The 24,189-nt window shown below is 66.5% G+C and carries 20 protein-coding genes; 15 read left to right on the plus strand and 5 right to left on the minus strand.

Annotation, left to right across the window (positions count from 1 at the left end; genetic code table 11):
• The first annotated feature begins 160 nt into the window (after positions 1–160).
• The 7 genes from ASD34_RS18740 (at position 161) to ASD34_RS18770 (ending at position 9,538) form a co-directional block, all read left to right on the plus strand.
• Positions 161–1,945 (plus strand): acetolactate synthase 3 catalytic subunit, encoded by a 1,785-nt coding sequence (locus tag ASD34_RS18740; protein ID WP_056582530.1) that lies wholly within the window; start codon positions 161–163, stop codon positions 1,943–1,945.
• Positions 1,946–2,075: 130 nt separating this feature from the next.
• A complete protein-coding gene (gene ilvN / locus ASD34_RS18745; RefSeq protein WP_056580204.1) occupies positions 2,076–2,567 on the plus strand; it encodes an acetolactate synthase small subunit in 492 nt (163 codons plus the stop codon).
• Positions 2,568–2,715: 148 nt separating this feature from the next.
• Positions 2,716–3,732, plus strand: coding sequence for a ketol-acid reductoisomerase (gene ilvC / locus ASD34_RS18750; protein ID WP_056580205.1), 1,017 nt, complete (start codon positions 2,716–2,718; stop codon positions 3,730–3,732).
• A gap of 196 nt (positions 3,733–3,928) precedes the next feature.
• A complete protein-coding gene (gene pssA / locus ASD34_RS18755) occupies positions 3,929–4,753 on the plus strand; it encodes a CDP-diacylglycerol--serine O-phosphatidyltransferase (protein ID WP_056580207.1) in 825 nt (274 codons plus the stop codon).
• A gap of 208 nt (positions 4,754–4,961) precedes the next feature.
• Positions 4,962–6,665 (plus strand): 2-isopropylmalate synthase, encoded by a 1,704-nt coding sequence (gene leuA / locus ASD34_RS18760; RefSeq protein ID WP_056580209.1) that lies wholly within the window; start codon positions 4,962–4,964, stop codon positions 6,663–6,665.
• A 53-nt stretch (positions 6,666–6,718) separates the two neighbouring features.
• The gene (locus tag ASD34_RS18765; protein ID WP_056580211.1) at positions 6,719–8,257 is read left to right on the plus strand and encodes a 2-isopropylmalate synthase; all 1,539 of its coding nucleotides are present in this window, start codon (positions 6,719–6,721) and stop codon (positions 8,255–8,257) included.
• Positions 8,258–8,374: 117 nt separating this feature from the next.
• Positions 8,375–9,538 (plus strand): serine hydrolase, encoded by a 1,164-nt coding sequence (locus tag ASD34_RS18770; protein WP_056580212.1) that lies wholly within the window; start codon positions 8,375–8,377, stop codon positions 9,536–9,538.
• A 111-nt stretch (positions 9,539–9,649) separates the two neighbouring features.
• Here ASD34_RS18770 and ASD34_RS18775 read toward each other — a convergent pair whose 3' ends face one another.
• From ASD34_RS18775 to aat, 3 genes are read right to left on the minus strand one after another with little or no spacing between them, the layout of a single operon-like run.
• Positions 9,650–10,474 (minus strand): IclR family transcriptional regulator, encoded by an 825-nt coding sequence (locus ASD34_RS18775; protein ID WP_056580214.1) that lies wholly within the window; start codon positions 10,472–10,474, stop codon positions 9,650–9,652.
• Between the two features lie 30 nt (positions 10,475–10,504).
• Complete coding sequence (locus tag ASD34_RS18780; RefSeq protein WP_056580216.1) at positions 10,505–11,254, minus strand: arginyltransferase; 750 nt, start codon at positions 11,252–11,254, stop codon at positions 10,505–10,507.
• 1 nt (position 11,255) lies between these two features.
• On the minus strand, positions 11,256–12,011 hold the full coding sequence (gene aat, locus ASD34_RS18785) for a leucyl/phenylalanyl-tRNA--protein transferase (protein WP_056580217.1): 756 nt from the start codon (positions 12,009–12,011) through the stop codon (positions 11,256–11,258).
• 225 nt (positions 12,012–12,236) lie between these two features.
• On the opposite strand from aat, the gene ASD34_RS18790 reads away from it, so the two are divergent.
• The 4 genes from ASD34_RS18790 (at position 12,237) to ASD34_RS18805 (ending at position 16,390) form a co-directional block, all read left to right on the plus strand.
• A complete protein-coding gene (locus ASD34_RS18790) occupies positions 12,237–14,567 on the plus strand; it encodes a xanthine dehydrogenase family protein molybdopterin-binding subunit (RefSeq protein ID WP_056580219.1) in 2,331 nt (776 codons plus the stop codon).
• A 140-nt stretch (positions 14,568–14,707) separates the two neighbouring features.
• Complete coding sequence (locus ASD34_RS18795) at positions 14,708–15,622, plus strand: helix-turn-helix domain-containing protein (RefSeq protein ID WP_056580222.1); 915 nt, start codon at positions 14,708–14,710, stop codon at positions 15,620–15,622.
• A complete protein-coding gene (locus tag ASD34_RS18800; protein ID WP_056580224.1) occupies positions 15,601–15,963 on the plus strand; it encodes a VOC family protein in 363 nt (120 codons plus the stop codon). Before ASD34_RS18795 ends, ASD34_RS18800 begins: the two co-directional genes overlap by 22 nt.
• A 19-nt stretch (positions 15,964–15,982) precedes the next feature.
• On the plus strand, positions 15,983–16,390 hold the full coding sequence (locus ASD34_RS18805; RefSeq protein WP_056580225.1) for an SRPBCC family protein: 408 nt from the start codon (positions 15,983–15,985) through the stop codon (positions 16,388–16,390).
• Positions 16,391–16,451: 61 nt separating this feature from the next.
• Here ASD34_RS18805 and pobA read toward each other — a convergent pair whose 3' ends face one another.
• On the minus strand, positions 16,452–17,633 hold the full coding sequence (pobA, locus tag ASD34_RS18810) for a 4-hydroxybenzoate 3-monooxygenase (protein ID WP_056582532.1): 1,182 nt from the start codon (positions 17,631–17,633) through the stop codon (positions 16,452–16,454).
• Between the two features lie 154 nt (positions 17,634–17,787).
• On the opposite strand from pobA, the gene ASD34_RS18815 reads away from it, so the two are divergent.
• The 4 genes from ASD34_RS18815 (at position 17,788) to ASD34_RS18830 (ending at position 22,301) form a co-directional block, all read left to right on the plus strand.
• A complete protein-coding gene (locus ASD34_RS18815) occupies positions 17,788–18,558 on the plus strand; it encodes an IclR family transcriptional regulator domain-containing protein (protein WP_056580227.1) in 771 nt (256 codons plus the stop codon).
• A 61-nt stretch (positions 18,559–18,619) separates the two neighbouring features.
• Positions 18,620–19,279, plus strand: a complete 660-nt coding sequence (locus ASD34_RS18820) for a response regulator transcription factor (protein WP_056580229.1) — start codon at positions 18,620–18,622, stop codon at positions 19,277–19,279.
• A 109-nt stretch (positions 19,280–19,388) separates the two neighbouring features.
• Positions 19,389–20,732 (plus strand): ATP-binding protein, encoded by a 1,344-nt coding sequence (locus ASD34_RS18825; protein ID WP_056580231.1) that lies wholly within the window; start codon positions 19,389–19,391, stop codon positions 20,730–20,732.
• Positions 20,733–20,819: 87 nt separating this feature from the next.
• Complete coding sequence (locus tag ASD34_RS18830; RefSeq protein WP_056580233.1) at positions 20,820–22,301, plus strand: DegQ family serine endoprotease; 1,482 nt, start codon at positions 20,820–20,822, stop codon at positions 22,299–22,301.
• An 18-nt stretch (positions 22,302–22,319) separates the two neighbouring features.
• On the opposite strand, the gene ASD34_RS18835 is transcribed toward ASD34_RS18830, so the two are convergent.
• Positions 22,320–24,188, minus strand: a complete 1,869-nt coding sequence (locus ASD34_RS18835; RefSeq protein ID WP_235510119.1) for an ATP-binding protein — start codon at positions 24,186–24,188, stop codon at positions 22,320–22,322.
• Position 24,189: the final 1 nt, after the last annotated feature.

The following is a 24,189-nucleotide window of genomic DNA, read 5'->3' on the forward strand; positions in this document are numbered from 1 at the left end:
AGTGTCATAATCCGCCTTGCAAGTCAAAAGGCAAACGGGTCACGGTCCGGCGGAACATCAGTCCGCTCATGGCTTTGGCCTCAAGTCCTGGCGCGGCCCCACAAGGGCTGGCAAGGGGCACCCAAGGTTTTTCGTTCCCGAAAAAACACAAAGGTTGATCATGGAAATCTCGAAGGCGGAACTCGCTTCCGCAGCAGCCGCGTCCTCTGGCGCCGGCAACACCACGCAAGAACTCATGGGCGCTGAAGTGCTGGTCAAGGCACTGCAGGCCGAAGGCGTCCAGTACATCTGGGGCTACCCGGGCGGCGCGGTTCTCTACATCTACGACGCGTTCTACAAGCAGGACACCATCCAGCATGTGCTGGTGCGCCACGAACAGGCCGCCGTCCACGCTGCCGACGGCTATGCGCGCGCCACCGGCGAAGTCGGCGTGGCACTGGTCACTTCCGGCCCCGGCCTGACCAATGCGGTCACCGGCATCGCGACGGCTTACATGGATTCGATCCCCATGGTGATCATTTCCGGCCAGGTGCCGACGGCCGCGATCGGCCTGGACGCCTTCCAGGAATGCGACACGGTCGGCATCACGCGCCCCATCGTCAAGCACAACTTCCTCGTCAAGGACCCGAAGGATCTGGCCATGACGATGAAGAAGGCCTTCCACATCGCACGCAGTGGCCGTCCCGGCCCCGTGGTGGTGGACGTGCCGAAGGACGTGTCCTTCAAGAAGATTCCGTACAGCGGCTATCCCGACAAGGTCGAGATGCGCTCGTACAACCCGGTGCGCAAGGGCCACGGCGGGCAGATCCGCAAGGCGCTGCAACTGCTGCTCGCGGCCAAGCGTCCCTACATCTACACCGGCGGCGGCGTGCTCCTGGGCAATGCCACGAACGAGCTGCGCACGCTGGTCGACATGCTCGGCTACCCGGTCACCAACACGTTGATGGGCCTGGGCGCCTATCCGGCGAGCGATCGCAAGTTCCTCGGCATGCTGGGCATGCACGGCACCATCGAAGCCAACAACGCGATGCAGAACTGCGACGTGCTGCTGGCCGTGGGCGCGCGCTTCGATGACCGCGTGATCGGCAACCCGAAGCACTTCGCGCAGAACGAACGCAAGATCATCCACGTCGACATCGACCCGTCGAGCATCTCCAAGCGCGTGAAGGTCGACATCCCGATCGTTGGCGACGTGAAGGACGTGCTCACCGAGCTGATCTCGATGATCCGCGAGAGCACCACCAAGCCCGATGCCGGCGCGCTGGCCGACTGGTGGAAGACCATCGAAAGCTGGCGTTCGCGCGACTGCCTCAAGTACGACCGCGACAACAAGGACGTGATCAAGCCGCAGTACGTGGTCGAAACCCTGTGGAACATGACCAAGGACGCCGACACGTACATCACGTCGGATGTCGGCCAGCACCAGATGTGGGCGGCCCAGTACTACCGTTTCGACGAGCCGCGTCGCTGGATCAATTCGGGTGGCCTGGGCACCATGGGCGTGGGCATTCCGTACGCCATGGGCATCAAGCTCGCCAAGCCCGATTCGGAGGTGTTCACCATCACCGGTGAAGGCTCGGTGCAGATGTGCATCCAGGAGCTTTCGACCTGCCTGCAGTACAACACGCCGATCAAGATCTGCTCGCTCAACAACCGCTACCTGGGCATGGTGCGCCAGTGGCAGGAGATCGAATACTCCGGCCGCTACAGCCACAGCTACATGGACGCGCTGCCCAACTTCGTGAAGCTCGCCGAGGCCTACGGCCACGTCGGCATGCTGATCGAGCGTCCACAAGACGTGGAGCCGGCGCTGCGCGAGGCGCGCAAACTCAAGGACCGCACGGTGTTCATGGATTTCCGTACCGACCCCACCGAGAACGTGTTCCCGATGGTCAAGGCCGGCATGGGCATCACCGAGATGCTGCTGGGTTCCGAAGATCTCTGATCCGGAACGTTCGTTCGCTCAACTTTTTACTGACGAATCTATTGCCCGCCAAGCCCGCGCATTACCGTGCGCGGGGGAGGGCGGCGAAAGCGAAAGCTTCCGCGCAGGCGAAAAGAGGAGTCACGCCAACATGAAACACATCATCGCAGTGCTGCTGGAGAACGAGCCGGGTGCTCTTTCCCGCGTGGTGGGCCTCTTTTCGGCCCGTGGCTACAACATCGAATCGCTGACTGTGGCGCCGACCGAGGATGCAAGCCTCTCGCGCATGACCATCGTCACCACCGGTTCGGACGACGTGATCGAGCAGATCACCAAGCACCTGAACCGCCTCATCGAAGTCGTGAAGGTGGTCGACCTGACCGAAGGCGCCTACACCGAGCGCGAGCTCATGATGGTGAAGGTGCGCGCGGTGGGCAAGGAGCGTGAGGAAATGATGCGCATGGCGGAAATCTTCCGCGGTCGCATCATCGACGTGACCGACAAGAGCTACACCATCGAACTGACCGGCGACCATGGCAAGAACGATGCGTTTCTCGAAGCGATCGACCGCGGCGCCATTCTCGAAACAGTGCGCACCGGTGCCAGCGGCATCGGGCGCGGCGAACGCATCCTGCGGGTCTGACACCATGATTCGGAGCTCAGTCGCTGCCCGTTCGGGCTGAGCTTGTCGAAGCCCTCGCGCGAGCGGGGACTGCATTGAGCCCTTCGACAGGCTCAGGACGAACGGCAAAACAACACACTGCAACTCGCATATCTATCTGGAGAACATCATGAAGGTTTATTACGACAAGGACGCGGACCTCAGCCTGATCAAGGGCAAGACGGTTGCCATCATCGGTTACGGCTCGCAAGGTCACGCGCATGCGCAGAACCTGAACGACAGCGGCGTCAAGGTCGTGGTCGGTCTGCGCAAGGGCGGCGCCTCGTGGGACAAGGTCGGCAAGGCCGGCCTGCAGGTTGCTGAAGTCGCTGATGCCGTCAAGTCGGCCGATGTCGTCATGATCCTGCTGCCTGACGAGCAGATCGCTGCCGTCTACAAGAACGACGTGGCCCCGAACATCAAGGAGGGCGCTTCGCTCGTCTTCGCGCACGGCTTCAACGTGCACTACGGTTTCGTTCAGCCGCGCGCCGACCTCGATGTGTGGATGGTTGCTCCCAAGGCCCCGGGCCACACCGTGCGCAGCACGTACACCCAAGGCGGCGGCGTGCCCCACCTCGTGGCTGTGCACCAGGACAAGTCCGGCAAGGCGCGTGACCTCGCGCTGAGCTACGCCACCGCCAACGGCGGCGGCAAGGCCGGCATCATCGAGACCAACTTCCGCGAAGAAACCGAGACCGACCTGTTCGGCGAACAAGCGGTTCTGTGCGGGGGCACGGTCGAGCTGATCAAGGCTGGTTTCGAAACGCTGGTGGAAGCCGGCTACGCGCCCGAAATGGCGTACTTCGAATGCCTGCACGAACTGAAGCTGATCGTCGACCTGATCTATGAAGGCGGCATCGCCAACATGAACTACTCGATCTCGAACAACGCCGAATACGGCGAGTACGTCACGGGCCCGCGCATCGTGACCGACGAGACCAAGAAGGTCATGAAGCAAGTGCTCAAGGACATCCAGACCGGCGAATATGCCAAGAGCTTTGTGCTCGAAGCCGCTGCCGGCCAGCCCGCGCTGATCAGCCGCCGTCGCCTGAACGCCGAGCATCAAATCGAAGTCGTCGGCGAAAAGCTGCGCGCGATGATGCCCTGGATCAAGAAGAACAAGCTGGTTGATCAAACCCGCAACTGATCTTCTTCAGAGGCAAGAGTCAACAGGGTGCTGCGGCACCCTGTTTCGGAGGGCCACCCGTCGCGGTGGCCCTTTTGTTTGAAGGGGAGCGCACGGGTCCCCTGAACTACACTGCGAAACATGCGATTCACAGACCAAGAAGCTATCGAATGGATGGCTGACGGGGCAGTTCCCACGAGGGACGGAGGCCATTTCAATGCATGACGACACGCTCCCCGACGATGTGCAGCCGCGCAAGCGTCGCAAGGGCATTTACATCCTGCCGAACCTGTTCACGCTGGCGGCGTTGTTTGGCGGCTTCTACTCGGTCGTGATGGCCATGAATGCGCGCTTCGACCTGGCCGCGCTGGGCGTGTTCGCCGCCATGATTCTCGACAGCCTCGACGGCCGCGTGGCGCGCATGACCAACACGCAAAGTGCGTTCGGCGAGCAGATGGATTCGCTGTCCGACATGGTGTCGTTCGGCGCCGCGCCGGCACTCATTGCGTACGAGTGGTCGCTCAAGGGTTTGGGGCGCTGGGGCTGGATCGCCGCCTTCGTGTACTGCGCCTGCGCGGCCCTTCGGCTTGCGCGCTTCAACGTCAACACCGGCGTGGTCGACAAGCGCTGGTTCCAGGGCCTGCCGTCGCCAGCGGCGGCGGCGCTCGTGGCTGGCTTCATCTGGCTCATGACCGAGTGGGGCAAGCGCGGCGGCGAGGTGCTGTATCTCTCGTGGACGCAGATCACGTGGATCACTTTCGCGTTCACGCTCTATGCCGGACTTTCCATGGTCACCAACGCGCCGTTCTACAGCTTCAAGGACGTCCAGATGAAGAAGAGCGTGCCCTTCGTGGTCATCGTGCTCATCGCGCTCGGCATCGCGGTCATCAACATCCATCCGCCGACGGTGCTGTTCAGCCTCTTCGTCGCCTATGGCCTGAGCGGCTACGTGGTGTACGCGTGGCGCAAGGCCAAGGGCCAGCCGGTGAGCGTGATCAGCACCTCCACCGAAGAGCCCGACGAGCGGGGGCTGCACAACTGAAGTCCCGGGCCTTCACAGGCCCGGGAAGGCTGTGCTACATTCGCAACCCTCATGACCAAGATTTCGCTGCTGGCCCTACTAGCCCTCCCTGACGGGCGGAGACGGTAGCGCACGCGCTAATCCTTCATCACGGCCCGTTCGCACCAGCAACGGGCCGTTTGTCTTTTGGGGTTGCTGGTTGAGTTCCAACCATCACAGAGAAATCGACATGTTGAAGCAACCTCAAGCCAAGTACCGCGCATTCGCACCAATCGGCCTCAAGGACCGCACCTGGCCCGACGCCGTGCTGACCAAGGCCCCGATCTGGCTGTCGACGGACCTGCGCGATGGCAACCAGGCGCTGGTCGAGCCGATGGACATCCCGCGCAAGATGCGCATGTTCGAGACGCTCGTGGCCATCGGCTTCAAGGAAATCGAAGTCGGCTTTCCCTCGGCGTCGCAGGTCGAATTCGACTTTGTGCGCAAGCTCATCGAAGAAGACCGCATTCCCGACGACGTGACGATCCAGGTGCTCACGCAAGCGCGCGACCACCTCATTGAACGCACCTTCGAAGCGTTGCAAGGTGCGCCGCGCGCCATCGTCCACCTCTACAACGCCGTCGCCCCCGTGATGCGCCGCGTGGTGCTCGGCATGGACGAAGACCAGATCGTCGAGCTCGCGAGCAGCCATGCGCGCATGTTCAACGACTTCGCCGCCAGGCAGCCGGCCACGAAGTGGACTTTCCAATATTCACCGGAAATGTTCTCGGGCACCGACGTGGTCTTCTCCAAGCGCGTGGTCGATGCGGTCACCGCGGTGTGGGCGCCGACGCCTGAGCGCAAGTGCATCGTCAACCTGCCCACCACGGTCGAGCATTCCACGCCGAACATCTTCGCGGACATGATCGAGTGGATGCATCGCAACCTCGAGCGCCGTGACTCGATCGTGCTGTGCGTGCACCCGCACAACGACCGGGGCACCGGCACCGCAGCCGGCGAACTGGCCTTGATGGCCGGCGCCGAGCGCATCGAAGGCTGCCTCTTCGGCAACGGCGAGCGCACCGGCAACCTCGACCTCGTGAACGTCGCGCTCAACCTCTACACGCAGGGCGTTTCGCCCGAGCTCGATTTCTCGAATATCGACGAGATCCGCGCCACGGTCGAGCACTGCAACCAGATTCCCGTACACCCGCGCCATCCGTATGTAGGCGATCTCGTCTACACCTCGTTCTCGGGCTCGCACCAGGACGCGATCAAGAAGGCGTTCGCCGCGCGCAAGGACGGCGACATCTGGGACATCCCGTACCTGCCCATCGATCCGAAGGACGTGGGCCGCAGCTACGAAGCCGTGATCCGCGTGAACAGCCAGTCGGGCAAGGGCGGCATGGCCTACCTGCTCGAGAGCGAGTACGGCCTCGAGATGCCGCGCCGCCTGCAGATGGAATTCATGCAGGTCGTGCAGCGCGTGATGGACGTGGGCGGCAAGGAGCTCACCGCCGCCGACCTCTGGCAGATCTTCGTGAACGAATACGGCATCGAGACCGCCAAGGCCTTGCAGCACCGGGTGATCCAGGAAGAAGGCGAGGGCGCAGAGGCCACGGTGGTGCTGCGCGGCGACCTGCCCTGGGACGGTGAAACGCGCGCCATCGAAGGCCGCGGCAACGGCCCGATCGACGCCTTCACGCAGGCATTGAGCCAGGCCACCGGCCACACGGTGCGCGTCATGGACTACCACCAGCACGCCATCGGCGCGGGTGCCGATGCCAAGTCGGTGGCCTACCTCGAGCTGCGCGTCGACGAGTCGAAGACCCTGTTCGGGGTCGGCATCGATGCCAACGTGATTTCGGCCTCGCTGAAGGCAATCATGTCCGGTGTGCAGCGGGCGCGGACCCGGGGCGCGCACAGCGCACAATCGGCGGTTGAAGTCGCCTGAAGCACCGGCATCAGCCGCACGCGCAAGGTGGGAACGAACAAAGGAGATCCACGATGACCGACCAACTCATTATTTTCGACACCACCTTGCGCGACGGTGAGCAGTCGCCCGGCGCCTCGATGACGCGCGACGAAAAACTGCGCATCGCCAAGTTGCTGGAGCGGCTCAAGGTCGACGTCATCGAAGCGGGCTTTCCGGCCAGCTCGAACGGCGACTTCGAGGCCGTGAAGGCTATCGCCAACGCGATCAAGGACTCGACGGTGTGTGGCCTCTCGCGTGCCAACGACCGTGACATCGCACGCGCGGCCGAAGCCCTGAAGGGCGCGGCACGCGGACGCATCCACACGTTCATCGCGACCTCGCCGCTGCACATGGAAAAGAAGCTGCGCATGTCGCCCGACGAGGTGCATGAGCAGGCCAAGCTGGCGGTGCGCTTCGCGCGCAACCAGATCGCCGATGTGGAGTTCAGCCCCGAAGACGGCTATCGCAGCGACCCGGACTTCCTGTGCCGCGTGCTGGAAACCGTGATCAACGAGGGCGCCACCACCATCAACGTGCCCGACACCGTCGGCTACGCGATTCCCGAGTTGTACGGCAACTTCATCAAGATGCTGCGCGAGCGCATTCCCAACAGCGACAAGGCGATCTGGTCGGTGCATTGCCACAACGACCTGGGCATGGCCGTGGCGAACTCGCTGGCCGGCGTGAAGATCGGCGGCGCGCGCCAGGTCGAGTGCACCATCAACGGGCTGGGCGAGCGCGCGGGCAACTGCTCGCTCGAGGAAGTGGTCATGGCCGTGAAAACGCGCAAGGACTACTTCGGGCTCGACCTGAACATCGACACCCAGCACATCGTGGCCGCGAGTCGCATGGTGAGCCAGACCACCGGTTTCGTGGTGCAGCCCAACAAGGCCGTGGTAGGCGCCAACGCGTTCGCGCATGCCTCGGGCATCCACCAGGACGGCGTGCTCAAGGCGCGCGACACCTACGAGATCATGCGCGCCGAAGACGTGGGTTGGACCGCCAACAAGATCGTGCTCGGCAAGCTCAGCGGCCGCAATGCCTTCAAGCAGCGCCTGACCGACCTGGGCGTGACCATGGCCAGCGAAGCCGACATCAACGCGGCGTTCTCGCGCTTCAAGGAGTTGGCTGACCGCAAGTCCGAAATTTTCGACGAAGACATCCTCGCGCTCGTCAGCGCAGAAGAAGTGTCGAACGTTGGTGAACAGTTTGCTTTCGTCTCTCTCTCCCAGCACAGCGAAACCGGCGAACGCCCCCAGGCGAAGGTCGTGTTCACCGTCCAGGGCAAGGAAGTCACCGGCGAGTCCGACGGGAATGGCCCGGTGGATGCTTCCCTCAAGGCCATCGAGTCGCACGTCAAGAGCGGTGCCGAGATGGTTCTTTACTCTGTAAACGCGATCAGCGGCTCGACGGAAAGCCAGGGAGAAGTTACAGTCCGGTTACAAAACGCAGGGCGGGTGGTCAACGGTGTGGGCGCAGACCCGGACATCGTGGTCGCTTCGGCAAAGGCTTATTTGAGTGCGCTCAACAAGTTACAGAGCCAAGCTGAGAGAGTGGCGGCACAAGGTTAGGTTTTGAGGCGTTCCTTGGTATTCGAATGAAGAAGGGGATGCAAGTAACTGATATTGCGTGCCTTTTTTGATTTCGATACACTGCGGTCCTCGTTTGTTGCCGCTGGAGATTTATTGATGCCTGAAACCCGTCTACGTCGAGTTTCCATCCAGCGGTTCCTACCCGCCTTCAAGTTCCTCGCCGTGGCGCTGTGCGCCTCGGCGTTTTTGCTGCCTGGCGCCCAGGCTGCGAAGAAGGAAAAACCCGCTGCCGCCAAATCGGCAGTCGCGAAGAAGGCGAAGGCGCCCGCCGAAGCCAGGCGCAATGCGTCGGCTTCCAAGGTGGCTCGCGGCGGTCGCACCGAGCAGGCCGACAAGGTCGTGCGCGGCGGCCGAAACGTGGTGGCCACCATCCGCAAGAAGAATGGCAAGACCGTCGTCGCCGTGCAACGCCGTTCGGTGGTGCGCGTTGAAACGCCGGCCCGCCAGTCCTTCGGCCAGATGGCCGGCCTGCATGGCACCGACGACGCACTCGACCTGAAGTCGAGCGTCGCCCTGGTGATCGATCAAGACACCCACGAAGTGCTGTTCAGCAAGAACGACCATGCCGTGCTGCCGATCGCGTCGCTCACCAAGCTCATGACCGGCCTGTTGATCAGCGAAGCCCATCTGCCGAACGACGAACTCATCACCATCACGCAAGACGACGTCGACACCGAAAAGGGCAGCCGTTCGCGCCTGACCGTTGGCACTACGCTGTCGCGTGGCGAGCTGCTGCACCTGGCGCTGATGTCGAGTGAGAACCGCGCCGCGCATGCGCTGGGCCGCACCTACCCGGGCGGTCTCACGACCTTCGTGAGCATCATGAACGCCAAGGCCCGCATGCTCGGCATGAAGGATACGCGCTACGTGGAGCCCACGGGCCTGTCGAGCCGCAACCAGTCGAGCGCGCAAGACCTGGCGCTGCTGGTCAATGCGGCCTATTCCGACGCCACGGTGCGTTCGCTGTCCACGTCGCCTGAATACCAGGTCGAGGTCGGCAACCGCGTGCTGCAGTTCAACACCACCAACCGCCTCGTGCGCAGCCCCGAATGGGACATCGGCCTGCAGAAGACGGGCTACATCTCCGAAGCCGGCCAATGCCTCGTGATGCAGGCCAAGGTGGCCGGGCGCAAGCTGATCATGGTGTTCCTGGATTCGGCCGGCAAGTTCAGCCGCATCGCCGACGCCGAGCGGGTTCGCCGCTGGGTTGAAGCCACGCACGCCGTGTCAGGTCCGCGCGGCTTCCAGGTTGCTGGCTGAGATGGATTGAGCGGGCAGGCCGGTCAGTGGGCCGCCTGCTGCCCTTGTGAGGGGCCCACCGGCTGACTCGCCGGGAAGAGAAGAAGGAAAGAGTCGAAAGCAAACGGGCGCTCAGGCGCCCGTTGTCACGTTCGCGCCCGACGCAGGCGTGGTCGCCATGCCGTCCTTGAAGCCCAGCGCGCCCGAGATTTCGTTGGCGGTCGCCTGCAGCTTGGGCAGCCAGCCTTCGTCGAGGCGATCGGCCGGGGCCGAGATCGACAGGCCGGCCACCAGCTTGCCCTGGTCGTCGTAGATGCCCGCGGCCATGCAGCGCACGCCCAGTTCCAATTCTTCGTTGTCGCGCGCGATGCCGTACTGGCGCGCCTTCGACAGCTCGCGCTCGAGCGCGGGCAGCTGCGTGATGCTGTTGCGCGTGTGGCCGGCCAGGCCGGTGCGGGTGGCGTAGCTGCGCACGCGCTGGGGGTCGTCGGCAGCCAGGAACAGCTTGCCGGTCGAGGTCAGGTGCAGGGCGGCGCGGCCACCGATGGCGCGAACCACCTGCATGCCCGAGCGTTCGCTGTACGAACGCTCGATGTACACGATCTCGTCGCCCTGGCGCATGCTCAGGTTGACGGGTTGCTGAGTGAGCTTGTGCAGCTCGCGCATCGGACCCAGGGCCGCGTCGCGCACGTTCAGCCGGCCCTTGACCAGGTTGCCCAGCTCCAGGAGGCGCATGCCGAGGCGGTAGCTGCCGGCTTCGGGCCGGTCGACGAAACGACCGACCGCGAGGTCATTGAGGATGCGGTGCGTGGTCGACGGGTGCAGTCCTGTCTTTTCGCTGATTTCCTTCAGCGAGATAGCCTCTTCGCGCGAGGCCAGAACATCGATCAGCGAGAACATGCGCTCGATGACCTGGATGACGGGAGTGGCGGGAACGTCGGATAGATTTTTTCTCATGGCGCAATGCGGTGATGACCGTGCGCCATTTTACCTTGTGAAATCACTCGGTGCTTGCCAGAGGCCGTCGACCAACACTTCGTGCGGGGAAAAGCGCGCCTTGTAGTGCATCTTGGGGCTGCGCTCGATCCAGTAGCCGAGGTAGACGTGCGGCAGCCCCAGCTTGCGGGCCTGTTCGATCTGCCACAGCACGCTGTAGGTGCCGTAGCCTGCACCTTCTTCAGGCTCGTAGAAGGTATAGACGGCCGAAATTCCGTCGCTGAGCACGTCGAGGATCGACACCATCTTCAGCGCGCCCGGGCTGCCGTCGGGCAGGGTTTCGCGGAATTCGACCAGGCGCGAGTTGACGCGGCTTTGCAGCAGAAACTGCGTGTACTGATCGATGCTGTCGTGGTCCATGCCGCCACCCGAATGGCGGCCGGTCTGGTAGCGCAGGTAGAGCTGGTAGTGCTCAGGCAAGAAGCACAGCTTGAGCACGCGGGCCTGCAGGTCGGCGTGCTGCCTGGCGGTGCGCCGCTGGCTGCGGTTCGGCTGGAAGCTGTGCGCCAGTACGCGCAGCGGAATGCAGGCGCGGCAGCCGTCGCAATAGGGCCGGTAGGTGAACATGCCGCTGCGCCGGAAGCCGCTGAGCACCAGGTCGGAGTAGGCGTCGTTGTGGATCAGGTGGCTGGGCGTGGCCACCTGCGAGCGGGCCTGGCGATCCGGCAGGTAACTGCAGGGATAGGGCGCCGTCGCGTAGAACTGCAGCGTGTGAAGCGGAAGATCCTTGAGGTGCGTCACGTCACGTCGAAAGAGAAGGTCGCTCGGAAAGGAGTTCAGACCAGTATACGGGGTCGAATTGCCACTGGGGACCCTGTTGTTGCCGGGCCTGGGCCACGTGCGCGACGAAGCGCGCGCGCGGCATTTCGCGGGCGCCGAGGCTGGCCAGGTGCGCGGTGTTCTGCTGGCAGTCGATCATGTCGACGCCGGCGCGCCGGCACAACGCGACCAGACCGGCCAGCGCGATCTTCGAGGCGTCCGGCCGGCGGGTGAACATCGACTCGCCGAACACTGCGCGGCCCAGTGCCACGCAATAAAGCCCGCCCGCCAGCTCGCCGTCGATCCAGGTTTCGACGCTGTGTGCGTGCCCCGCGCGGTGCAATTGCGTATAGGCCTTCACCATGTCCGGCACGATCCAGGTGCCCGATTGGCCAGCGCGCGCCGACTGCGAGCAGGCCTGGATCACTGTTCCAAAATCGTGATCGATCCGCAGCTCGCAGCCGGGCGTCACGGCAAAACGGCCCAGGGTCTTGCGCAGCGAGCGATGCAGCCGGAAATCGCTCACCCGCAGCACCATGCGCGGGTCGGGGCTCCACCACAGGATGGGCTGGTCGTCACTGAACCACGGAAAGACGCAGCGGCCATAGGCATGCATCAAAGTATCGACATCGAGCGATCCGCCCGCTGCCAGCAGACCGGGCACGGGGTCGCTTGCGTCCCATGCCGACGCAGGGTCGGGCAGTGTGTCTCCGGGTTCGAGCCAAGGCAGTTGTCGCATGGTTGCAGGTATACACGGCTTCTCGGAACAGCCGCCATTTGAGGGAAAATCCTGCTCACACGGGAGCGGCCCACAAGGCTGCGGCCCTGGTGCCACCGCCGATGGCACAAGAGACACCCCACAAGACCCGTCGAAAAACCTATAGTGCTCAGCTTGCTTTCGCAGTACCACAGCGGATCCGGCAGGCATGAGCAGGGCGCCGGGGATCAGCACAAGAGGACCACGTTGACCACTGAATCCAACCCCACGCGCTTCGGCAGCGGCCAGGCGGTGCGCCGCCTGGAGGACGAAAGCCTGCTCGCAGGCGCCGGCCGCTACACCGACGACGTCGCGCTCGCCGAGCAGGCGCATCTCGTTTTTCTCCGTTCCCCCTATCCGCATGCGCGCATCGTGTCCATCGACACGTCCGCGGCCGTCGGCATGCCCGGCGTGCTGCGCGTGATTACCGGGGCCGACCTGGCCGAGGCCGGCGTCAAGCCGATGCCCGGCGCCGCGGGCTTCAAACGCGCGGACGGGAGCGACAGCGCCAGCCCGCCGCGGCGCGCCATGGCGCACGAGCGCGCGCGCTTCGTCGGCGAACCGGTGGCATGCGTCATTGCCGATACCGTGCAGCAGGCGCGCGATGCGGCCGAGGCCGTCATGGTCGACTACGAAGAACTGCCGATGGTGGTCGACCTCCCCGGCGCCACCGCCGACGGCGCGCCGCTCCTGTGCGACGAGGCCACGGGCAACATTGCCGCCGAGATGCGCCATGGCAGCAGTGAAGCCGCCACCGCCGCGTTCGCGCGCGCCGCGCACGTGATCGCGCTCGACGTGAACAACCAGCGTGTCGTCGCGCTCACCATCGAGCCGCGTGCCGTGCTCGCCACGCACGACAGCAAGACCGACCGCCTCACGATCCGCATGAGCACACAGATGCCGTCCGGCGTGCGCGATTCGGTCTGCGCGGCCATCGGCCTCGCAAAGGAAAAAGTCCGCGTGGTCGTGGGCGACGTCGGCGGCGGTTTCGGCATGAAGACCGGCGCCTACCCCGAGGACATCGCGGTCGCCTACGCTGCCCTGCAGGTGGGCCGGCCCGTGAAGTGGGTGGCTGACCGCAGCGAAGAATTTCTGTCGAGCGCGCACGGCCGCGACATCGAAGCGCGCGCCGAAATGGCCCTGGACGCCGATGGCAAGATCCTGGCCTTGCGCATCAAGACGCTCGCCAACGTCGGCGCCTACGCCACCGGCACCGGCGTCGCGATCCAGTTGCTGATCGGCCCCTGGGTGCAGACCAGCGTCTATGACATCCAGACCATCGACTTCCATTTCAAGGCGGTGCTCACCAACACCGCGCCCACTGGCGCCTACCGCGGCGCGGGCCGGCCCGAGGCCATCTTCACGATCGAACGCCTGATGGACGAGGCCGCGCGCCAGACCGGCATCGACCGCATCGCGCTGCGTCGGCGCAACTTCATCCGCCCCGAGCAGATGCCCTACAAGAACCCGATGGCGCAGACCTACGACACCGGCCAGTTCGAGTCGGTGATGGACCAGGCGTTGCAGCTGGCCGACTGGCAGGGCTTCGAGGCCCGCGCGGCCGAGTCGGCCGCGCGTGGCAAGCACCGCGGCCTGGGCATTGCCACGTTCCTCGAATGGACTGGTGGCAACGTGTTCGAAGAGCGCGTGACCGTGTCGGTGCAGGCCGACGGCGTGATCGAGGTGTTCTCGGCGGTCAACGCGATGGGGCAGGGCATTGCGACCTCGCTCGCGCAACTGGCTGTCGATGCCTTCGGCGTGCCCATCGAGAAGGTGCGCGTGGTGCTGGGCGACACCGACCGCGGCGACGGCTTCGGCAGCGCCGGCTCGCGTTCCCTCTTCACGGGCGGTTCGGCCGTGCGCATCGGCGCCGAGCGCACCATCGACAAGGCGCGCGAACTCGCGGCGCAGGAGTTCGAAGCCTCCATCGATGACATCGTCTACAGCCGCGGCACCTTCATCGTGGCCGGCACCGACCTCGAGCTCGACCTGTTCACGCTGGCCGCCAAGCAGCCGGGGCGCGAGATCTTCGTCGACTCCACCAGCACCGTGGCCGGCCCCAGCTGGCCCAACGGCTGCCACATCTGCGAGATCGAGCTCGATCCGCCCACGGGCGAGATCAGTGTCGTGGCCTACAGCTCCGTCAACGACGTGGGCCGCGTGGTCAATCCGATGATCGTGCGCGGCCAGCTCGAAGGCGGCGCGGTGCAGGGCATCGGGCAGGCGCTGTACGAGCAGGTGGTCTACGACACCGAAACCGGCCAGCCCGTGACCGGCAGCCTCATGGACTACGCCGCGCCGCGCGCCGACATCGTCGACACCATGTTCCAGATGGAGATGGACGAATCGACGCCCTGCAAGAACAACCCCCTGGGCGTGAAGGGTGTCGGCGAGCTGGGCACCATCGGCGCCACGCCGGCCATCGTCAACGCGGTGGCCGATGCCTTTGCGCGCAACGGCCTTGGCGCCCGCGCGCCTCGCCTGCACATGCCGCTGAGCCCGTCGCGGATCTGGCAGACCATGCAGACGATCGATTAGTCATGAACTCGCCCCCAGGCTGCGCGCACTTCGTGTCGCTTCGCCAACTTCCTTCCGGGGGCCACACCAGCGGCCCGGCAAAGCCGGTTCCGGGGTGTTCCTGGAGGGGTCGGGGTCGTTCTTGACCGGGTGGAAGTGCCATGCGCGTCACCACCGAGTTGCAGACCGACGCCATCCGCGTCTCGACCTACCGCTGCGATGCGGGCGTCGGCGCGGCACCATTCACCGAGATGCACGAGACGCACTCGGTCTCGTACGTGCGCAAGGGCAGCTTCGGTTGTCGCGCGCTCGGCCACGACTACGAACTGGTGGCCGGCTCCGTACTGGTCGGCGCACCGGGCGACGACTACGTCTGCACGCATGAGCACTTTGCCTGTGGCGACGAGTGCCTGTCGTTCCACTTCTCGCCGGGCTTCGTCGACCTGATCGGCGGCGAACGGCGCAGCTGGCATGCCTCGGGGCTGCCGCCGTTGCCTGAACTCATGGTGCTCGGTGAACTTGCGCAGGTCGCGGTCGAGGGCAACAGCGACGTGGGCCTGGACGAGCTGGGCATGGGTTTCGCCAGCCGTTTCCTCGACGTGGTGAAAGGGCGCGGCAAGCCCAAAGCGCCGCCGTCGGCCACGCCGCGCGACCGCAGGCGTGCGGTCGAAGCCGCGACATGGATCGAGGTCCATGCGACAGGTGAAATCGGCCTGGAAGACGCGGCCGCTCAGGCCGGCCTGAGCGCCTTTCATTTCCTGCGCCTGTTCTCGCAGGTGCTGGGCGTCACGCCTCACCAGTACCTGGTGCGCTCCCGGCTGCGCCGCGCGGCGCGCCTGCTGGCGGACAGCAACCTTTCCGTGACCGACGTCGCGTTCGAGGCCGGCTTTGCCGATCTGAGCAACTTCGTGCGCACCTTCCATCGCGCGGCCGGTGTGTCGCCGCGCGGCTTTCGGCTTGCCGCCAAGGGCGACCGCAAGATTTTCCAAGACCGCCTGGCCGCACTGCTTCACGATGACCGCTTGATCCACCCTTCAAGCAGAAAGTCATCGCCATGTACGACCACATCGGACTGAAAGTCAAAGACCTCGCCGCCAGCCGGCGCTTCTACGAGGCCGCGCTCGCGCCGCTCGGCCACGTGCTGGGCTCCCACGACGACGACAGCTACGCCGGCATCGGCCCCGCTGGCGAACCGGCCCTGTGGCTCTATGTCGCGAAAGATGCGAAGGGCCCGGGCACGCACATCGCATTTCGTGCGCCGGACCACGCGGCCGTTGCCGCCTTCCACAAGGCCGGGTTGAAAGCGGGCGGCACCGACAACGGCGGCGCAGGCCCGCGCGCCGACTACAGCCCGACCTACTACGCGGCCTTCCTCATCGACCCTGACGGCAACAACGTCGAGGCCGTCTGTCCCTGACACGAAAGGCACGCACCTCATGGCCACCATCTACAAGGAATTCATCGTCGAGCGCGAGGCGGCGCAGGTGTGGGACGCGTTGCGCGATTTCGGCGCCGTGCACACGCGGCTCGCGCCGGGCTTTCTCACCGGCTGCGAACTGGATGGGCAGGGCGCCCGCATCGTCCACTTTGCCAACGGCCTCGTGGCGCGCGAGTTGCTCGTGGCCCTCGACGACGAGCACCGTCGCCTGGCCTACACCGTGACCGATGGCAAGGCCACGCACCACCACGCGTCGGCCCAGGTGTTCGCAGATGGCGAAGGTCGCTCGCGCTTCGTCTGGATCACCGACGTGCTGCCCGACGGGCTCGCGGCGTACATCGAGCCCATGATGGCGCACGGCGGCGCCGCGATGAAACAGATGCTGGAGAAAGCCAATGAACGATGAGCCCGCCGGCACCACCTGCCGCGAGCGGGAGATGGGTCGACGAGGCGCTGTTGCCCGCCCCTCAGAAGTCCTCGAGCGGCAGCCCCACGTAGTTTTCCGCCAGCGCGGTGGACGCCGCGCGCGAATGCACGAGGTAGTCGAGTTCGGCTTCCTGGATCTTCTGGCCGAAGGCGCCGGTCTCGGGAAAGCGGTGCATCAGCGAGGTGAACCACCACGAGAAGCGCTCGGCCTTCCAGACCCTGCGCAGGCACAGGTCTGAGTAACGGTCCAGCGCCGAGGCTGACTTCTCGCTGTAGAAGATCTCCAGGGCGCGTGAGAGGTATCCCACGTCGGCCGTCGCAAGGTTGAGCCCCTTCGCGCCAGTCGGCGGCACGATGTGCGCGGCGTCGCCGGCCAGGAACAGCGAGCCGAAGCGCATCGGCTCGGCCACGAAGCTGCGCAGTGGCGCAATGCTCTTTTCGAGCGACGGGCCGGTCACCAGCCGTTCGCGCGCTTCGGGGTCGAGGCGCGCGCGCAGCTCGTTCCAGAAGGCCTCGTCGCTCCAGTTCTCCACCTTTTCTTCGGTCGGCACCTGCACGTAGTAGCGCGAGCGCGTGGCGCTGCGCATGCTGCACAGCGCAAAGCCGCGCTCGGTGTTGGCGTAGATGAGTTCGTGCGACACCGGCGGCACGTCGGCCAGCACGCCGAGCCAGCCGAAGGGGTAGACCTTCTCGTAGGTCTGGATGGCGTTGGCCGGCACGCTGGCGCGGCTCACGCCGTGGTAGCCGTCGCAGCCAGCGATGAAGTCGCACTCGATCTCGTGCGTCTGGCCGTCTTTCTCGTAGCGAACGCGCGGCTTGGCCGAATCGAAGTCGTGCAGGCTGACGTTGGCTGCGCTGTAGATGGTGGTGAGGCCTTCGGCCGTGCGCGCTTCCATCAGGTCGCGCGTCACCTCGGTCTGGCCGTACACCGTCACCTGCTTGCCGCCCGTGAGGCCGTGCATGTCGATGCGGTGGCGCGCGCCCTTGAACAGCAGCTCGATGCCGTCGTGCGGCAGGCCTTCGGCCCTGGCGCGGGTGTCGACACCCGCGCGCGCCAGCAGGTCCATCGTGACCTGTTCGAGCACGCCGGCACGGATGCGGCCCAGCACGTAGTCGCCGCTCTGGCGCTCCACGATGACGTTGTCGATGCCTGCCTTGTGCAGCAGCTGGCCGAGCAGAAGGCCGGCGGGGCCTGCGCCGATGATGGCGACCTGGGTGCGCATGTTCGTGTCTCCGAAAGGGTTTTGCCAAGCGTAGGGCGCGGCCGGCCGGCTGGGGCGGCGGCTGCCGAGGCTCTGTGCGATCATGCGAACGCGTGCGCGATCATCGCGCAACACTTCTTCAGCCGACCGATCCACAACGAACTCCCGACGACGAATGACCATCGCCCGCGCCGACTTCATCGAGGGCATCGCCAAGGGCATGGCGGTGCTCGAAAGCTTCGACACCGAGCGCCAGCGCCTGAACGCCACGCTGGCGGCAGCGCGCGCCGGCCTCACGCGCGCCGCCGCGCGGCGCCACCTGCTCACGCTGGCCCACCTGGGCTACCTGGAGACCGACGGCAGCTACTTCTGGATGGCGCCAAAGGTGCTGCGCTTCTCGGGCAGCTACCTGGCCTCGTCGCGCCTGCCGCGCGCGCTGCAGCCCACGCTGAACCGGCTCGCCGCGCAAACGGGCGAGTCGTTCTCGGCCGTGGTGCTCGATGGCGAAGAGGTGGTCATCGTCGCGCGCAGCGGCAGCTATGGCACGCCGACACGGGTGCTGGCTTACGGCCTGCACCTTGGTGCGCGCCTGCCGGCCCACGCCACCTCGACCGGCCGCGTGCTGCTGGCCGCCATGGCCCCCACGCAGCTCACGCAGTGGCTCAAGGGGCGGCACCTGGCACGGCTCACGCCGCAGACCCTCACCCAGGCGCGCGCGCTGCGGCAGCGGATCGTGCAGGTCCGCAAGGACGACTACTGCTTCGCCAGCGAAGAACACGAGCTCGGCGTGCAGGCGCTCGCGGTGCCGCTGCGCGGCATGCAGGGGCACACGGTGGCGGCGCTCAACGTGGTGCTGTCTGGCACGCGCTACCAGGAAGAGACCTTGCAGCGCGAGATGCTGCCGCTGCTGTTCGAGGCGGCACGCGAGGTGCGTTCGCTCCTGTGAACGCAGGCGCGCTGAACTTTCGGCACCGGCACGGCCTCGAATCCCCGAAACGGACACCACCATGCGACTCCTGCTTCTCGAAGACGACGTGATGATCGGCGAGGCCGTGCTCGACCTGTTGCGGGCCGAGCAGTACGCGGTCGATTGGGTGAAAGACGGCGATGCTGCCGAATCGGCCTTGCGCACGCAGCAGTACGACCTCGTGCTGCTCGACCTGGGCGTGCCCCGGCGCGACGGCCTGGAAGTGCTGCGCGCCCTGCGTGCGCGCAAGCAGCGCATGCCGGTGCTGATCGCCACCGCGCGTGACTCGGTGCAGCAGCGCATCGAAGGCCTCGATGCCGGCGCCGACGACTACGTGCTCAAGCCCTACGACCTGGACGAGCTGCTGGCCCGCATCCGGGCCTTGCTGCGGCGCGCATCGGGGCGCGCCGAGCCGGTGTACGAGCACATGGGCGTGAGCATCAACCCCGCCACGCGCGAGGTCGCGGTGAACGGCGAGCCGGTGGTGCTCTCGGCGCGCGAGTGGGCCGTGCTCGAGCCGCTGCTGGCCCGCCCGGGCATGGTGCTCTCGCGCGCCCAGCTCGAGGAAAAGCTCTACGGCTGGAAGGACGAGATCAGCAGCAACGCGGTCGAGGTCTACGTGCACGGCCTGCGCAAGAAGCTGGGCGCGGAGCTGATCCGGAACGTCCGCGGCGTCGGCTACATGGTGCCAAAACTATGACTCCCCCCCAGGCTTCGCGCACTTCGTGTCGCTTCTCCAACCCCCTACCGGGGGCGACGCCCACGGCCCGGCAAAGCCGGTTCCGTGGCGTCCCACGAACGGAACGTGCATGAACAAAGTTCTGAGCAGCCTGACCGGATCGCTGCGTGCGCGGCTGCTGGTGTTCCTGCTTGCCGCCATCGTGCTCGCGGCCGGTGCGCAGGCGCTGGTGGCCTATCGCACGGTGCTGAAAGAGGCCGACGACATCTTCGACTACCACATGCAGCAGATGGCGCTGTCGCTGCGCGCGGGCCTGCCGCCGAGCGCGGCGGTGGGCGGGCTCGGCGGTGCGGAGCAGAACTTCGAGTTCGTGGTGCAGGTGTGGACGGTCGATGGCGTGCGCATCTTCGAGTCGGCCGAGGAAGCGGCGCTGCCGCAGCTCGCGGTGCTGGGCTTTGCCGATGTGCGCGCACGCGGCACGACCTACCGCGTGTTCTCGATGCAGACGCGCGGGCTGGTGATCCAGGTGGCACAGGACATGGCGGCGCGGCGGAACATGGCCGGCTCGCTCGCGCTGCGCACCATCGTGCCTGTGGCGCTCATGGCGCCGCTGCTGATGCTGGTCGTGTGGTGGGTGGTGAGCCTGTCGCTGGCGCCCGTGGCGCGCGTGCGCCGGCAGGTGGCATCGCGGCAGGCCGACGATCTCTCGCCCGTGAGCGAGGAGAACCTGCCCGAAGAAGTGCGCCCGCTGGTGCAGGAACTCAATCTGCTGTTCGGTCGGGTGCGCCATGCCTTCGACGCGCAGAAGCACTTCGTGGCCGATGCCGCGCATGAGCTGCGCTCGCCGCTGGCCGCGCTCAAGCTGCAGGTGCAGGGCCTGCAGCGCGCGCCCGACGATGCGGCGCGCACGCTGGCCGTGAGCCGCCTGTCGGCCGGTATCGACCGCGCGACGCGCCTCGTCGAACAGATGCTGGCGCTGGCCCGGCACGAGGCCAGCATGGCCGCGGGCGCGAAGCCCGAGACGGTCGACCTGGCCGAGGTGGCGCGCCTGGCGATCTCCGATGCAGTGGCCGCCGCGCAGGCGCGCCGCATCGACATCGGCGTCGCGCAATCCGATGCGGGGGCGACCGTGAGCGGCCAGCCGGAGGCGCTGCGCATGCTGCTGCGCAACCTGATCGACAACGCCGTGAAGTACACGCCCGAAGGCGGGCGGGTCGACGTCGGCCTCGTGAAGCGCGCCGACGCGGTGGAACTGCGCGTGGACGACAGCGGCCCCGGCCTGCCCGAGGCCGAGCGCGCGCGCGTGCTCGATCGCTTCTACCGCTCGGGCGAACCGCAGGCGCCGGGCAGCGGGCTGGGGCTGGCCATCGTGAAGTCGATCGCCGACCTGCATGGCGCCACCGTGGCGCTTGAAGAGTCCCAAAGCCTCGGCGGACTGTGCGTGCGAGTGACGTTCGCCCCCGCCAAAGAGTGAGTTCCGTTTAAGCGACGCCTAAGCCAAGGCCGCGACATTCCTTTCATCGTGTTTGCGCTCCAGCGCAGGATTGAAAGGAATCGAAGAATGAAAGCCTCTCTGACGTCTCCCCGTGCCCTCGTGATCGCGCTGGCCAGCGCCGGCGTGATCGGCGCCGTCGGCGCCGGTGCCTACACCAGCGCGCGTGCCGTGGGTGCGCCGGCCACCGCCGCTGCCGTGGCCGCACCGGCCGCGATGGTCACCTTGCCCGACTTCTCGACCATCACTTCGCGCGACGGCCCGGCCGTGGTCAACATCAGCGTCACCGGCACCGAGAAGGCGCCGGACGACGACACCATGGCGCAGCTGCAGGGCATCGACCCGGACGACCCGATGTTCCAGTTCTTCCGCCACTTCCAGGGGCAGATGGGACCGCGCGGCCAGCAGCAACAGCGCGCCGTGCCGGTGCGCTCGCAGGGCTCGGGCTTCATCGTGGACCCGAGCGGGATCATCATGACCAACGCCCACGTCGTGAAGGACGCAAAGGAAGTCACCGTCAAGCTGACCGACCGCCGGGAGTACCGCGCCAAGGTGCTCGGCGCCGATGCCAAGACCGACATCGCGGTGCTCAAGATCGACGCCAAGAACCTGCCGGTGCTCGCGCTGGGCAACACCAAGGACCTCAAGGTCGGCGAATGGGTGCTGGCCATCGGCTCGCCCTTCGGCTTCGAGAACACCGTGACGGCCGGCGTGGTGAGCGCCAAGGGCCGCTCGCTGCCCGACGACAGCTACGTGCCCTTCATCCAGACCGACGTGGCCGTGAACCCCGGCAACTCGGGCGGGCCGCTGCTCAATGCGCGCGGCGAGGTGGTGGGCATCAACTCGCAGATCTACAGCCGCAGCGGCGGCTACCAGGGCGTGTCGTTCGCCATTCCGATCGACGTGGCGGTGCAAGTGAAGGACCAGATCGTCGCCACCGGCAAGGCCACGCATGCGCGCCTTGGCGTGGCGGTGCAGGAGGTGAACCAGGCCTTCGCCGATTCGTTCAAGCTCGACAAGCCCGAGGGCGCGCTGGTCTCGAACATCGAGAAGGGCGGCCCCGGCGACCATGCCGGGCTGAAGGCGGGCGACGTGATCCGAAAGGTCGACGGGCAGGCCATCGTTTCCTCGGGCGACCTGCCCGCCGTGATCGGCCAGCAGGCGCCCGGCAAGAAGGTCACGCTCGAGGTGTGGCGCCAGGGCGAGCGCCAGGAGCTGCAGGCCAGGCTCGGCGATGCCAGCGACAAGCCGGCGCAGGTTGCCAAGGCCGACAACGCGGCGGGGCAGGGCAAGCTCGGCCTCGCGCTGCGCCCGCTGCAGCCGCAGGAACAGCGCGCGGCCTCGGTCGACGGCGGCCTGCTGATCGAGGACGTGGCCGGCCCGTCGGCGATGGCCGGGGTGCAGGCCGGCGACGTGCTGCTGGCGATCAACGGTACGCCGGCCAAGAGCCTGGAGCAGGTGCGCCAGGCGGTGGCCAAGGCCGACAAGTCGGTGGCGCTGCTGATCCAGCGCGGCGAAGACAAGATCTTCGTGCCCGTGCGCCTGGGCTGACCGACCGATCTGGCGCGCTCAGGGCAGCGCGCAGGGCCAGTCCAGCGAGACGCGCGTGCCGCCGGCCTGTGCGTCGGCCCGCTCGATCTGCAGCCGCGCCCCGATGGCCTGCGCCCGCGAACGCATGTTCGCGAGGCCGTGGCCACCGGGGCGTTCGTTCGCCGGCAGTCCGCGCCCGTTGTCGGTGAGCACGATGCGCACCAGCGGCGGCGTCTGCTCGCCGTGCCAGCCCACATGCATGACGATGCGCGTGGCGCCTGCATGCTTGAGCACGTTGGTGAAGGCCTCGAGCAGGATGCGCTGCAGCTGCAGCGCGGCCTGCGCGGCAAAGGGCGCGAGTGTGGGGATCAACGCGACATCCCACACCAGCTCGATGCCGGCGGCGTCCAGCCGGGGCTGCAGGCGGTAGCGCAGCGTGGCCAGCACGGTGGTCAGGTCGTCGTGCATGGGCTGCAGCGAATCGACGGCCATGCGCATCTCGTCGAGCGCCAGCTTCACGTGCTCCTCGACCACGTCGCGGTCGGGCGTGGGCTGGTTCACCACGTTGAGCAGACCCACGAGCTGCGAGCCCACGCCGTCGTGGATCTCCCGCATGATGCGCTGGCGCTCCAGCAGCACGGCCTGTTCTTCCTGCTGCTTGCGCACGGTTTCGAAAGCGCCGCGCAGCTGCTCCTCGCGCTCGGCCACGCGCGCGGCGAGGTTGGCGTTGAGCGAGCGGTAGTCGGCCACGGTGCGGCTGTAGCGCTCCACCACGAGGCCGGCTAGGATCATCACGAAGAAGAAGATCGCGTGCGAGGTGAGCGTGTAATAGGCGCCGCCAAAGAGGCCCATGCGCACCAGCAGCAGGTCGTGCGCGCCGGCCAGGATGGCCAGCGTGCCTGCCGCCATCAGCACGCCCGCGATGCGCCGCCGTGCCACCAGCGCACCATGCACCACATAGGGCAGGCAGATGGTGCTCGTGACCTGCAGGATCGCCAGGCCGGTGGTCCAGAGCACGGGCCGTGCGAAGGCGAAGGAGGCGCAGGCCAGGGTGACCGACAACGCCAGCGCGCCGTAGATCGATCGCACCAGCCACGGCGGGTTGCGGTCGAGCACGAGCAGCACGAAGCGCGCGATCAGCCCGATGTGGCAGGCATAGCAGACCGCCACCACCGCGCCCCACAGCGGCCAGGGCAGGGGCGCTTCGGTCAGCACGCGGTCGAGGTTGCGTGCCACGCCCGAGAGCGCGGCCAGGGCGAAGCAGCCGTAGAGCGCATCGCGCTGGCGCAGCCACAGCCCGGCGGCCAGCCCGCCCATCAACAGCAGGCTCACGGCGTAGACGATGGCCGAGGTGTTGCGCCAGTTCTGGTGTGAGCGGTGCAACGCAGCGAGTGCGGCCTCGGGGCCGTAGAGCACGCTGGCCAGCCCGCCGCCGCGCTGGCGCTGCATGGTGGCTTCGATGTGCAGTTCCTGGGCCTGGCCGTTGCCGCGCCGCAGGGCGGCGGCCAGCGGCACCAGGTGATTGGCCTTGGCGGCGTCGTAGGTGGCGTCCCCGAGCACGCCGTATTGGGCGACGAGCGCGCCGTTGAACCACACGGCGACCTGGTTGCCCAGGCCCGACATCACGAGCGCCTGGGCGTCGCCGTTGCGGAGTTCGTCGGCGGGCAGCGCAATCCGGTAACTGGCCTTGCCGCCGCGCCCCGGAAACTCGTGGTCCCAGCGAAAGGGCAGCGCCACCTGCCGCACCTGCAGCGGCAGACCATCGGGTTCGAGCCGGGCTTCGGCCCAGCGCACGTCGGTGGTACCCGGCGGGTTCGCGGCATGGGCGAGGGGCGCTGCGGCGGCCAGCCAGCACAGCAGCACCAGGAGCAGCAGGGCCCGCAGCGGGAAGGGGAACGGACGGGTCACA

Source organism: Variovorax sp. Root473, from assembly GCF_001426505.1.
GTDB lineage: Bacteria > Pseudomonadota > Gammaproteobacteria > Burkholderiales > Burkholderiaceae_C > Variovorax.